This is a genomic window from Streptomyces sp. NPDC001339, from assembly GCF_042895955.1.
Taxonomy (GTDB): Bacteria; Actinomycetota; Actinomycetes; order Streptomycetales; family Streptomycetaceae; genus Streptomyces.
Genome location: NZ_JBIAWT010000007.1, coordinates 565709 through 578074 on the forward strand (window position 1 = coordinate 565709; position 12366 = coordinate 578074).

Sequence of the window (12366 nt, forward strand, 5' to 3'; positions counted from 1 at the left end):
CGGAACCGTCCGTTGCGTACCCCTCATGGCGCCCCCGGAGGCACGAACGGCAGCCCCTCCGGCACTCCGTCCTCGATCAGCCGCAGCAGCGCCGCCGTGTCCGCGTGCTCCTCGATCAGATCGCCCAGCCGGTCCAGCTGCTCCTCGCGCAGGGTGCCGAAGCTGGTGTCGGGGGCCGGGACGAACGCCCGGCCCGCGTCGGCCGCGACCCGTCGCAGGAAGGCCCGGCGGAAGGCGTCGCTCTCCAGGGAACCGTGCCAGTGTGTGCCCCATACGGAGCCCACCCGGCAGCCGTCCAGGCCGTGCCCCTGGTCATCGGACATGAACGCCTCGTCCCCGCCGGTGACTTCGGCGACACCGTGGTGGATCTCGTAGCCCTCCACCGGCTCGCCCAGCGCCTCGCCGGACGGGCGGGCGAGGGTCTTCTCCACCGCGAACCGCACCCGTACGGGCAGCAGCCCCAGTCCGTCGACCGTGCCCGCCCTCGACTCGACCTCGTCGTCGATGCGCTCGCCGAGCATCTGGTAGCCGCCGCAGATGCCCAGCACCGGGCGGCCCTCGGCGGCCCGCCGGGCGAGGGCGTCCGCGAGACCGCGCGCACGCAGCCACTCCAGTGCCCGGACCGTACCGCGGGTACCGGGCAGCACCACCAGATCCGCATCGGCCAGTTCCTCGGCCCGGTCCACGAACCGCACCACCACGCCCGGTTCGGCGGCCAGCGCGTCCACATCGGTGAAGTTCGACATCAGCGGTACGGCGCAGACCGCCACCCGCAGGACGTCCGCGCCGTGCGGTGGGGCCACCACGCTCTCGCGCACCGCGCCGCGCAGCGACACCCGGAGGCCGTCCTCCTCGTCGATGCCGAGCCCGTGCGCGAAGGGCAGCACGCCCAGCGTGGGGCGGCCGGTGAGGCCGCGCAGCATCTCCAGCCCGGGCTCCAGCAGCGTCACATCGCCCCGGAACTTGTTGACCAGATACCCCGCGACCAGCGCCTGGTCCTCCTTCGACAGCAGCGCCGTGGTCCCGAAGAAGGACGCGAAGACCCCGCCGCGGTCGATGTCACCGACCACCACCACCGGTATCCGGGCGGCCCGGGCGATGCCCATGTTCACGATGTCGGTGCGCCGCAGGTTGATCTCGGCGGGGCTGCCGGCGCCCTCGCAGATCACGGCGTCGTGCGTGCGCCGCAGCTCGGCCAGGCACTCCGTCACCGTGCCCAGCAACTTCTCCTGCCGCCCGGCGTGGTAGCCGCGCGCACTCAGCTCACCCACGGGCTTGCCCAGCAGCACCACCTGGCTGCTGCGGTCGCCGCCCGGCTTGAGCAGCACCGGGTTCATCAGCGCGGTCGGCTCCACTCGGGCCGCGGCGGCCTGCATCGCCTGGGCCCGTCCGATCTCCGCGCCCTCCCGCGTCACAAAGGAGTTGAGCGACATGTTCTGCGCTTTGAACGGCGCCACCTTGACGCCCTGCCGGGCCAGCCAGCGGCAGATGCCCGCCGTCACCACGCTCTTGCCCGCGTCCGAGGTCGTACCGGCCACCAGCAGCCCGCCGCCCGGCTTGCTGCCGGATGCCGTACCGCCGGATGCCGTGCCATCGGACGCAGCCGTCCGCCCGCTCATCGCGATTCCCTTCGCGTCCGCCGTACCGCGCCCCACGCCAGCCCCGCCGCCAGCCGCCCCGCCACCGTCGCCGCCAGCGCCAGCGCGCTCACCCGCCGCGAGAGCCGTACCGCCCGCTCGATGTCCGCCGCCGTGGCCGGCCGCGCCCCGCCGTTGAGCACCGGGCGGTGCTCGACCCGTCCGCCGTACGCCAGCGTGCCGCCCAGCCGTACGTCCAGGGCGCCCGCGAACGACGCCTCCACCGGGCCCGCGTTGGGGCTCGGGTGGGCCGCGCCGTCCGCCTTCCAGGCCCGCAGCGCGCCGCGCCGGTCCGGGCCGGCGAGCACGGTCAGCGCGGCGGTCAGCCGGGAGCCGGGCCAGCCGGCGAGGTCGTCGAGCCGGGCCGAGGCCCAGCCGAAGCGGCGGTAACGCGGGGACTTGTGACCCACCATCGCGTCCAGTGTGTTCACCGCCCGGAACGCCACCAGCCCGGGCACTCCGCCGACGGCGCCCCACACCAGTGCGCCCACCACCGCGTCCGAGGTGTTCTCGGCGACCGACTCCACCACCGCGCGGGCCATCTGCGGCCCGTCCAGGGCCTGGGGATCGCGCCCGCACAGATGCGGCAGCCGCTCCCGGGCCACGTCCCAGTCGCCCGCCGTGAGCGCTCCGCCGAGGGCCCGCGCCTCCCGGCCGAGCGAGGTGCCGCCCAGCACGGCCCACACCGTCATCGCGGTCAGCGCGACCCGGGCACCGCGATGGTCCCGTACGGCGCGCTGCAGCAGTGCGGCACCGGCGGCCGCGCCACCCGCGCACAGCACGGCATGGACCGCCCCGTAGCCGCGGTGGTCGCGCCACAGCCGGCGCTCGACGGTGTACGCGGCCCGGCCGAACGCGGCCACCGGATGGCCGCGCCGCGGATCCGCCGCGACCAGGTCACCGAGAAAGCCGAGGGCCGCGCCGCACGCGTATCCCGCGTGTTCGCCGCGCATCGGATCAGGCCGCCGTCAGGCCTCGAACGGGCCCTGCGGCGGGCGGACGGCAGGGAGGAGACGACAGGGCCATGGCGGTATGTCCTCACTCAGGGTCCGCGCCCTGGTTCGACGTGAACGGCGACCAGAGTCTCCTGGCTCCCGGATCGGCGTGGCCTCCGGCCTTCCAGCCCGTACGGGTACGAGCCGTGGCCCTCGTCGGAGGAGCGCTCCCCGGTGACAGTGGCGGGACCGCGCCGGATTCGCACCGGACTTCCTCTGCTGTCGCCGATTGGCTCCGGCAGTCCACCACGCGCCGCGAACGCCCGTCAACTCGCCCTTGACCTGCGGCGCTACGCCGTGGCGGCGGCTGTGGCGGAGGCCACAGAAGGGCAACGGAGTGGCAGGGGTGACGACGCGCCGGCCGGAGACGTCGGCCGGAGAAGCGGAGAGGCGTTCGCGGATCGTGGCCGATGCCGTGATCCGCGAACGCCTCGAGCGGGGCCCCGCCTCCCCTTGGTGCCGTGATTCTCTTCGGCGCCGTGATTCTCTGTCAGGACTCTCTGTCAGCTGGCGACGATCAGGTAGATGCCGTACGCCACGGCCGCCGCGCAGAGGGCGAAGGCGGCCACCGCCCCGGCCCGCGCGCCCGCACCGGGCGCGGTCGCCGCGGCGGCCTCGCCCTCCCGGCCCGGCTTGCGGGAGGTACCGACGATGCCGAGGGTGAACAGGCCCACGATCCCGACCGTCACCACGATGCTGACGCCGAAGACCTGACCGAATGCTGCCCAGTCGATGCTCATGAAGGGTTCCTTGGGTGAGAGCCGCTAGGGGGTGGCCGTCGCGGCCTGGGCGCGTGGGGCGGACGGGGAGCCGTGCTGTGCGACCTCCGGCTCGTCGGCGGAGTGCGAGGCGTCGCCGGAGGCGGCCGGGGCCGGCTGGCCCGCCGGGGGAGGGGAGACAGCCCGGAGCGCGGTGGTCACCACGCCCGCCGGCTCGGCGGGCGGCACCTCGTTGACGTTGGTGTGGTCGATGGTGTTGCGCCGCGAGGCGGCCCAGATCGCACCGGAGACGGCGAGGGCGAGGACGGCCGTCGCGGTCACGCCCCAGGTGCCCTGCTTGGCCAGGAGCGCGGCGCCCGCCGCGACCGCACCGGCGGCCGGCAGCGTCAGGGCCCAGGCGGCGACCATCCGGCCGGCCGTGGACCAGCGCACCACGCCGCCCTTGCGGCCCAGGCCCGAGCCCGTCACCGCGCCGGAGCAGACCTGGGTGGTGGAGAGCGCGAAGCCGAGGTGGGAGGAGGCCAGGATGGTGGCCGCGGCGCCGGTCTGGGCGGCGAAGCCCTGCGGCGGCTGGATGTCGGTGATGCCCTTGCCCATCGTGCGGATGATCCGCCAGCCGCCCAGGTACGTGCCGAGCGCGATGGCCAGACCGGCCGAGGCGATGACCCACAGCGGCGGGTCGGCGTGCGGGGCGACCACGCCTCCGGTGATCAGCGCGAGGGTGATCACGCCCATCGTCTTCTGGGCGTCGTTGGTGCCGTGGGCGAGCGAGACCAGGGCGGCCGAGGCGATCTGGCCGGCGCGGTAGCCCTTGGCGGTGTCGGCCTCGTCGCGGTTGCGGGCCAGGCGGTAGGTCAGCCGGGTCGCGGCCGTCGCGGCCACTCCGGCGACGATCGGGGCGGCCACCGCCGGGATCAGGACCTTCATCACCACGGCGTCACCGTGCACGCCCTGGGAGCCGACGGAGACCAGCGTGGCACCGATCAGACCGCCGAAGAGCGCGTGGGACGAGCTGGAGGGGAGGCCCGCGAGCCAGGTCAGCAGGTTCCACACAATGGCGCCGACCAGACCGGCGAAGATCACTTCGGGTCTGATACCGGCGCTCTCATCGATGATCCCCCCGGAGATGGTCTTGGCCACCTCCACGGACAGGAAAGCGCCGACGAGGTTGAGCGCTGCCGACATCGCCACCGCGGTCCTGGGCTTCAGGGCGCCGGTGGAGATGGTGGTGGCCATTGCGTTGGCCGTGTCGTGGAAGCCGTTCGTAAAATCGAACACCAAGGCCGTGACGATCACGATCCCGATGAGAAGCGTGATGTGTTCCATTCACCCAGGCAATCAGTTCGAAGGTCAGTGTCGCCGGGGACCGTACGGAGAGTGGGTGAACGGAAAGTGAACTGATGCGGGCCTGGCGATGACGTCACCGCGCTGTTCGCGCGGAGGTGCCTCTCACGTCACTTCCGCCTCACCTTTCGGCCACCTTGTTCTGCTCTGCCGTAGCAGGGCTCCCAGGGGGCCGAGGGTAGGGGGAGGGGCGCGCGGGGGCCCGCCCCGCAACGGCCGGCAGGGCGAGGAGCGGTAAGAAATGTCACCTGATGGCGGAACCGGAACGGAGGGCCCTCGGCGCCTCCGGCCCCGGCCCCGGCCTGCCCGTACGGTGGCGCGCATTCGCCATCCGTCGTCCCGCCTGTCGGTCGTCCCGCCCGTCCGCCGCCGTCCCGCCTGTCCGGCGTCCCGCCTGTCCGCCGCATCCGCTTCCGCGCTTTTTCGCCGCACCGCCCTGTCCGTCGCACCGCCCCCTGTCGTCGCACCGAGCCGGAGGACCCATGAAGGACCGCCCCGACCCGCTCGCCGCCGCCTGGAGCGAACTGGTCGCCACCGCCCGAAGAACCGTCACCGACGGCCTCGTCGTCGGAACGTCCGGCAATGTCTCGCGCCGCATCAAGGACCTGATCCTGGTCACCCCCAGCGGCGTCCCCTACGACCGGCTCGGCCCCGGTGACACCACCGCCGTCGACCTCGAAGGACGCCAGATCATCGGCCATCTCCGGCCGACCAGCGAGCTGCCCATGCACCTGGCGGTGTACCGCAGCACCCCGCACGCCACCGCCGTCGTCCACACCCACGCCCCGCACGCCACCGCCGTCTCCACGCTCCTCACCGAACTCCCGCCGGTCCACTACATGGCCGCGTCGCTCGGCGGCCCCGTACGCGTCGCCCCGTACGCCCTCTACGGCACCGACGCACTCGCCGCGCACCTGCTCGACGCGCTCCGCGACCGCACCGGAGCCCTGCTCCGGAACCACGGCACCCTCACCTACGGCGACAGCCTCGACCAGGCCCTCGACCGCACCGCCCAGCTGGAGTGGATGTGCCGGGTCTGGCTCCTGGCCCGCTCCGTACCGGGGCACACTCCCAGCCTGCTGTCGGCCGACGAGCTGGCCGCGGCCGGCGCCCGCCTGGCGGGCTACGGCCAGCCTTAGGGTCCAGCACACCGCCCGGCCGCCCGGGCCCTGCGCCGGAAGCCCCGCCGTCCGTCCGGTGGCCGCTCACCCCGCCGTCTCCGCCAAGTGGCCGCACCCGACGCCGCTGCGCACACTGAGGAGATGCGTCCGGGTACAGCGGCGGCCACGGCCGCCCTCAGTGCGCTCGGTGCCGGGGCGGCCGCCGTGGCGGTCGGCCGGTACGCCGGCGATATCGCCCTGAAACCGTCACCCGAGCACCCCCTCCCGGGCGACTCCCGTCTCACCGTGCACTCCGTCGGCGCCGAGCGGATCACCCTCACCCGCAGCCTGGTGTCCCTGCGGCCCGGCACCTACGGCCTCACGGGAGCCGGCTGCCATGCCGTGATCGGCTCCGTCGTCCATGGCGGACCGCACCCCGTGGACGCCGTCGTACGCCGTCTGGAACGGGTCACCCACGGCGCCCTCCGGCCGGGCACCCGGATGCGGCTCACCCCGCAGGTGCACATCGGCAACCCCCGCGACGCACTCGGTCTGGACTGCGCCGACGTCGACATCCCCGGCGAACTGGGCCCCCTCCCCGCCTGGTTCGTCCCCGGCGTACGCGATACCTGGGTCATCACCGCCCACGGCCTGGGCACCACCCGTGAACACCCCATGGTGGTCATGCCCTTCCTGCACCGCCACCGGCTGCCCGTCCTGGACATCGCCTACCGCAACGACCTCGGCGCGCCCCGCACCACCGACGGCATCAACCATCTCGGCGACACCGAATGGCGCGACCTGGACGCGGCGATCCGCTACGCGGTCCGCTACGGCGCCCGGGCCGTCGTCCTCCACGGCTGGTCCGTCGGCGCGACCATGGCCCTGCGGGCCGCCGCCCGCTCCGCGGTGCGCGACCGCATCAGCGGACTGATCCTGGACTCGCCGGTCCTCGACCGGCACGCCACGGTCCGCGCGCTGGCCGCGGCCCGAGGGGTCCCGCGCAGCCTGCTGCCGCTCGTCGTCCGCGCCGCCGAAGGCACCACCGGTATGCCCGTCCACCGCCCCGCGGACGCCGCCGACCCGGCCGCGCTGACCGTCCCCACCCTGCTCTTCCACGGCCCCGACGACCTGATCGCCCCCTGGGAGGCCTCCCGGGCCTTCGCCGCCCGCTGCGCCGAGCTGATCACCCTGCACGCGGTCCCGCACGCACCGCACGCCGCGATGTGGAACGCGGACCCGCCCCGCTACGAAGAGGCCCTGCGGCGCTTCCTCGTCCCTCTCATGTAGTGCCGGAGCCCCTCTCATGTAGCGCCGGAGCGCTTCTCCTGTAGTGCCGGAGCCCTTCTCTTGTCGTGCCGGAGCCCGCTCTTCGCGTGGTGCGCACCGGACCCCGGCGCACCTCGGACGCGCCTTGGCCCGGTGACGCCGGGGCATACAGGCGGACAACTCCCCACATCGGGCGTGCGACGGCCGGGTGGTGCGGTTCCATCGGACCGTGATCCGTCGTCCGATTGGGCTTTCGGGCCGTCAGCCGCAAGACTGCTCCTGTGACGTCCCGTACTCCGCGCGACTCCAGGCTCCGACTCGTCCCCCGTCAACCTGTCACGGCCGCCCGCCGGGCGGTCGCCACCCGGGCCAAGCGCCCGGCGCCCCGCCCGCCCGAGGGCACTCCGCCGCCCTCGGAGCTGGCCCGCCAGGCCCGCGCCGTGCTGGCCGGCGCCGCCCGGCTCGCCCGCTGGGCCGACAGCGCCGACGTCGCCGGCCCGGGCGGCGGACTGCGTGCCGGCCAGGACTGCGCGCTCCCCGCGCCCGCGGTGGAACGCGCCGCCGGCGCCCTGGGCCTGACGCCGCAACAGGTCCGCACCGACTGGGACCGGGCCCGGCTCGCCGGACTCGTCGAACTCCACGACGGCCTCGCCCGCCCCGGCTGGCGACTGCGCGCCTGGGACCGCGACGACACGGCGGTGCTGCGCGGCTGGGTCGCGCTCTTCGACGCCTGGTCGCTGGCCCGCCCCGCACCGCCCGGTGCCGGGCCCGCGCTCGTCGCCGAGGTCGTCGAGGCGCTGCCGCAGCTGCTGTCCCTCCTGCACCTGTCGGCCGGCCCGGTCCGGCTGCCGGTGCTGCTGGACATGCTGGAGCAGCGCGTCACCGAACTGCGCACGGAACGCTGCGAGGTCCCCTACGGGCAGGACTCCTCGCCCGGTCCGGCCGACGGCGGCACCGAGACGGAGGCCGGCGACGCCGCGGGGGCGTCGTTGGCCGAGCTGCTCGGCTGGGCGCTGGACGCGCTGCTCACGGTCGGCGCGCTGGTGCCGCCGCCCGGCGCCCCGGACGGCTCCTACCAGAGCACCCACGACGCGTCCGAGGCGCAGCTGACACCGCTCGGCAACTGGTCGGTGTGGATCAAGCTGGAGCAGATCTGCGTGGCCGCGCAGAGCCCGGCGGGCCATATCGAGCAGTCCGCGGAGGCGATGCTGCGCGGCAGCGCCCGGCTCACCCCGGGACCGGCCCGCGCCGAGTACCGCGCCTGGCTCGCCGCCCGCTCCGTCGGCGCCGCCGTCGAGGAGCTGCTGACCGTGGCCCGCGGCGAGGACGCACTCCTGCGCGGCCTGGCCTTCGAGGCGCTGCGCGCGGTCGGCGCACCGGCCGAGGCCGCCGTACGCGCCGCGGCCGACGAACCGGGCCTGCGCCCGTACGCGCTGCTGTGGCTGGTCGAGCACGAGGGCGGCGACCCGGACACCGCGCCCGATGTGCTCACCCGCGAGGAGTCGACCTGGCTCTGGGTGGACACCGCGGCCGCCGTCGCCGACCACGGCGAGATCCAGTTGCTGGTGCGCCACCTCGACTCGGCGGTCCAGGGCTCGGTACCGCGCCTCCTGGACGAGGTACGCGCCGTCGGCCACCCCCGCACCGTCCAGGTGCTGGTGGCCCTGGCCGCGGCCCATCCGGATCCGGCCCTGGCCAAGGCGGTGCGGCGGGCGGCGTTCCAGGTCCATACGGGGTCGCTGCGCTAGGCCGGCTTCCCACGTTGTCGGCTTTCCCGCCGTGATTGTTGCTCGCCGTCACGCCTGCGGCGGGCGTGGGTGTGCCGGCTGCGGTGACGGCCCTCCGGGGCAGGGGGTCCGGACTGCTTCGCTCTACGTCCGGACCCCCTGCCCCTCCGGCCCGTCACCTCCCGTGAGTGGGAGTGAGGAGGCCGGTGGGGCTGCCCGTGAGTGGTCCACTGCCTGTAGGCGACAGGGGAACTATGGGGAGGGTCACATTGGTCGCCACCCAGAAAATCCGCTTGCACAGGCCCGTTAGACTGCCTGCTATGGCAGTTCTCCTCTGGGTTCATTAGACGGCGCAGACCGCTCTCGGACCGTCCGTCCAATCCGCCGTCTTCCTGCCCTGGAGTTTTTCCCGTGATCACCGCTTCCGGCCTTGAGCTGCGCGCCGGCGCCCGCGTTCTCATCGAGTCCGCCTCCTTCCGTATCGCCAAGGGCGACCGCATCGGCCTCGTCGGCCGTAACGGCGCCGGCAAGACCACCCTCACCAAGGTCCTGGCGGGTGAGGGCATCCCCGCCGCCGGTACGGTCACCCGCGCCGGCCAGGTCGGCTACCTGCCGCAGGATCCGCGCACCGGCGACCTGGACGTGCTCGCCCGCGACCGCATCCTGTCCGCCCGCGGTCTGGACTCCGTGCTGCGCAAGATGCGCGAGAACGAGGACCGGATGGCGAACGGCAAGGGCGCCACCCGCGACAAGGCGATGAAGAAGTACGAGCGCCTGGAGACCGAGTTCCTCACCAAGGGCGGGTACGCCGCCGAGGCGGAGGCCGCGACCATCGCCGCCAGCCTCGGCCTGCCCGACCGCATCCTCGGCCAGCCCCTGCACACCCTCTCCGGCGGCCAGCGGCGCCGGGTCGAGCTGGCCCGGATCCTCTTCTCGGACTCCGACACCCTGCTGCTCGACGAGCCGACGAACCACCTCGACGCCGACTCCATCGTCTGGCTGCGCGACTACCTCAAGACGTACCGCGGCGGCTTCATCGTCATCTCGCACGACGTCGACCTGGTCGAGACGGTCGTGAACAAGGTGTTCTACCTGGACGCCAACCGGTCGCAGATCGACGTCTACAACATGGGCTGGAAGCTCTACCAGCAGCAGCGCGAGGCCGACGAGAAGCGCCGCAAGCGGGAGCGCGCCAACGCCGAGAAGAAGGCCGCGGCGCTCAACTCCCAGGCCGACAAGATGCGGGCCAAGGCCACCAAGACGGTCGCCGCGCAGAACATGGCCAAGCGTGCCGACAAGCTGCTCGCCGGCCTGGAGGCGGTGCGGGTCGCCGACAAGGTCGCCAAGCTCCGCTTCCCGGACCCGGCGCCGTGCGGCAAGACCCCGCTGACGGCCGAGGGCCTGTCGAAGTCCTACGGCTCCCTGGAGATCTTCACCGATGTCGACCTGGCCATCGACAAGGGCTCCCGGGTCGTCATCCTGGGCTTGAACGGTGCCGGCAAGACCACCCTGCTGCGGCTGCTGGCCGGCGTCGAGCAGCCGGACACCGGGCAGGTCCAGCCCGGCCACGGCCTCAAGCTCGGCTACTACGCCCAGGAGCACGAGACCCTGGACCCGGACCGTACGGTCCTGGAGAACATGCGCTCCGCCGCCCCGGACATGGACCTGGTCGCGGTCCGGAAGGTGCTGGGCTCCTTCCTCTTCTCCGGTGACGACGTCGACAAGCCGGCCGGGGTGCTCTCCGGCGGTGAGAAGACCCGGCTGGCGCTGGCGACGCTGGTCGTCTCCTCCGCCAATGTGCTGCTGCTCGACGAGCCCACCAACAACCTCGACCCGGCCAGCCGGGAGGAGATCCTCGGCGCGCTGCGCACGTTCACGGGCGCGGTGGTCCTGGTGACGCACGACGAGGGAGCGGTGGACGCGCTGCAGCCGGAGCGCATCATCCTGCTGCCCGACGGTGTCGAGGACCTGTGGGGCCAGGACTACGCGGATCTGGTCGCACTGGCCTGACCCGGGCCGCGGGCCGCTCCCCGGTGTCCGGCGGTGCCGGGGCGCGGGGAGCGGTGAGGGCGGGGGATCACGCCGTATGGATCATTCGGCCGATGCGTGATCCATCATCTGAGTGAGAACGGCTCGTACACCGGCGAGCCTGCGCCGCCCACCCCGCGCTTCTGCTCCCGTTCCCTCCCTTCTCGCTCCATATGCCACCTGACCTGCCACTTCTCGTGGAAGTCCGGGCCCGGACGGCTCGACGAGCGGTCGGAATGAGAGATTCCGGCCCGAGTTTCCGGGCGTCCGGCGGCAAAGGATGTCGTACAGACCTTGCGGAATGGGTGGCCAGGAAGCCTGGTAGGGGTGATCATGAGAGTCCAGAGCGCACTTCCCACGAGGAGGCACGGGTGGCCGAGACTCTGAAGAAGGGCAGCCGGGTGACCGGCGCCGCGCGCGAGAAGCTCGCGGCAGACCTGAAGAAGAAGTACGACGGAGGAGCAAGCATCCGGGCGCTGGCCGAGGAAACCGGCCGCTCGTACGGGTTCGTGCACCGGATGCTCAGTGAATCCGGTGTGATCCTGCGCGGTCGTGGCGGAGCCACAAGGGGCAAGAAGGCCGCCTCGGCCTGACGGCCGCGACTCCGGGAATCAGCGGTACCCCCGGCCTGCCGTACGGTCGGCCGGGGAGTTACCGTTCAGTCACTTACGCACGAAGGTGCGGCGGCTGACTCGGAGGCGCTCATGACTCTGCTCGACAAGGACGGTGTGCGGCTCACCGTTGACGGTGCCATCGCCACGGTGACCCTCGCCAACGAGGCCAAGCGCAATGCGCAGTCGCCGGCCATGTGGCGGGCGCTGGCCGAGGCCGGTTCGCTGCTGCCGGGAAACGTACGGATCGCGGTGCTGCGGGGTGAGGGCAAGTCCTTCTCCGCGGGGCTCGACCGGCAGGCGTTCACGCCCGAAGGCTTCGACGGCGAGCCGTCGTTCATCGATCTGGCGCGCGGTACGGACAGCGCACTGGACGCCACGATCACCGAGTACCAGGAGGCGTTCACCTGGTGGCGGCGGAACGACCTGGTGTCCGTCGCCGCCGTGCAGGGGCACGCCATCGGTGCGGGCTTCCAGCTCGCGCTCGCCTGCGATCTGCGTGTGGTCGCCGACGACGTGCAGTTCGCCATGCGCGAGACCAGCCTGGGCCTGGTACCGGACCTGACCGGCACACACCCCCTCGTCGGACTGGTGGGCTACGCCCGCGCGTTGGAGATCTGCGCCACCGGGCGGTTCGTGCACGCGGCGGAGGCCGAGCGGACCGGCCTCGCCAACCTCGTCGTCCCCCGGGACGAACTCGACGCTGCGGTGGCCGACCTGGCCGCCGCACTCCTCGCCGCGCCGCGCGATGCCGTCATCGAGACCAAGGCCCTGCTGGCCGGCGCCACCGGCCGCACGTACGAGGAGCAGCGCATCGCCGAACGCGCCGCCCAGGCCCGCCGCCTGCGCGACCTCGCGGGAGTGGGCGACTAGGACCGCCGTGGGCGACCAGGGACGGGACCAGGGACGGACAGGTGAGGCGGACAGGTGAGGCGG

Annotated in this window: 10 protein-coding genes and 1 riboswitch; of the genes, 6 read left to right on the forward strand and 4 right to left on the reverse strand. The window is 73.3% G+C overall.

What is annotated here, in order from left to right; translation table 11 throughout:
• Positions 1–23: 23 nt before the first annotated feature.
• The 4 genes from ACFY12_RS23360 to ACFY12_RS23375 form a co-directional block, all read right to left on the reverse strand.
• Positions 24–1619: a cobyric acid synthase gene (locus ACFY12_RS23360; protein ID WP_390717784.1), complete on the reverse strand. Its 1596-nt coding sequence runs from the start codon at positions 1617–1619 to the stop codon at positions 24–26.
• On the reverse strand, positions 1616–2590 hold the full coding sequence (locus ACFY12_RS23365) for a cobalamin biosynthesis protein (protein ID WP_390717785.1): 975 nt from the start codon (positions 2588–2590) through the stop codon (positions 1616–1618). Before ACFY12_RS23365 ends, ACFY12_RS23360 begins: the two co-directional genes overlap by 4 nt.
• A 127-nt stretch (positions 2591–2717) precedes the next feature.
• Positions 2718–2850: riboswitch (cobalamin riboswitch) on the reverse strand.
• Positions 2851–3135: 285 nt separating this feature from the next.
• A complete protein-coding gene (locus ACFY12_RS23370; protein WP_390717786.1) occupies positions 3136–3372 on the reverse strand; it encodes a hypothetical protein in 237 nt (78 codons plus the stop codon).
• 24 nt (positions 3373–3396) lie between these two features.
• Positions 3397–4677 (reverse strand): anion permease, encoded by a 1281-nt coding sequence (locus tag ACFY12_RS23375; protein ID WP_390717787.1) that lies wholly within the window; start codon positions 4675–4677, stop codon positions 3397–3399.
• A 500-nt stretch (positions 4678–5177) separates the two neighbouring features.
• On the opposite strand from ACFY12_RS23375, the gene ACFY12_RS23380 reads away from it, so the two are divergent.
• From ACFY12_RS23380 to ACFY12_RS23405, 6 genes are all read left to right on the forward strand, one after another.
• Complete coding sequence (locus ACFY12_RS23380) at positions 5178–5834, forward strand: class II aldolase/adducin family protein (RefSeq protein WP_390717788.1); 657 nt, start codon at positions 5178–5180, stop codon at positions 5832–5834.
• A gap of 123 nt (positions 5835–5957) precedes the next feature.
• Complete coding sequence (locus tag ACFY12_RS23385) at positions 5958–7085, forward strand: alpha/beta hydrolase (RefSeq protein ID WP_390717789.1); 1128 nt, start codon at positions 5958–5960, stop codon at positions 7083–7085.
• A 260-nt stretch (positions 7086–7345) separates the two neighbouring features.
• A complete protein-coding gene (locus ACFY12_RS23390) occupies positions 7346–8812 on the forward strand; it encodes a hypothetical protein (RefSeq protein ID WP_390717790.1) in 1467 nt (488 codons plus the stop codon).
• Positions 8813–9202: 390 nt separating this feature from the next.
• The gene (locus ACFY12_RS23395) at positions 9203–10801 is read left to right on the forward strand and encodes an ABC-F family ATP-binding cassette domain-containing protein (protein WP_390717791.1); all 1599 of its coding nucleotides are present in this window, start codon (positions 9203–9205) and stop codon (positions 10799–10801) included.
• Positions 10802–11190: 389 nt separating this feature from the next.
• On the forward strand, positions 11191–11412 hold the full coding sequence (locus tag ACFY12_RS23400; protein WP_390717792.1) for a helix-turn-helix domain-containing protein: 222 nt from the start codon (positions 11191–11193) through the stop codon (positions 11410–11412).
• 111 nt (positions 11413–11523) lie between these two features.
• Positions 11524–12303 (forward strand): enoyl-CoA hydratase/isomerase family protein, encoded by a 780-nt coding sequence (locus ACFY12_RS23405; protein WP_390717793.1) that lies wholly within the window; start codon positions 11524–11526, stop codon positions 12301–12303.
• Positions 12304–12366: the final 63 nt, after the last annotated feature.

What these genes read in the sequence shown, in the direction of transcription:
- ACFY12_RS23360 (WP_390717784.1), bottom strand. Translation starts at nt 1,619, where the DNA reads ATGAGCGGGCGGACGGCTGCGTCCGATGGCACGGCATCCGGCGGTACG.
- ACFY12_RS23365 (WP_390717785.1), bottom strand. Translation starts at nt 2,590, where the DNA reads ATGCGCGGCGAACACGCGGGATACGCGTGCGGCGCGGCCCTCGGCTTT.
- ACFY12_RS23370 (WP_390717786.1), bottom strand. Translation starts at nt 3,372, where the DNA reads ATGAGCATCGACTGGGCAGCATTCGGTCAGGTCTTCGGCGTCAGCATC.
- ACFY12_RS23375 (WP_390717787.1), bottom strand. Translation starts at nt 4,677, where the DNA reads ATGGAACACATCACGCTTCTCATCGGGATCGTGATCGTCACGGCCTTG.
- ACFY12_RS23380 (WP_390717788.1), top strand. Translation starts at nt 5,178, where the DNA reads ATGAAGGACCGCCCCGACCCGCTCGCCGCCGCCTGGAGCGAACTGGTC.
- ACFY12_RS23385 (WP_390717789.1), top strand. Translation starts at nt 5,958, where the DNA reads ATGCGTCCGGGTACAGCGGCGGCCACGGCCGCCCTCAGTGCGCTCGGT.
- ACFY12_RS23405 (WP_390717793.1), top strand. Translation starts at nt 11,524, where the DNA reads ATGACTCTGCTCGACAAGGACGGTGTGCGGCTCACCGTTGACGGTGCC.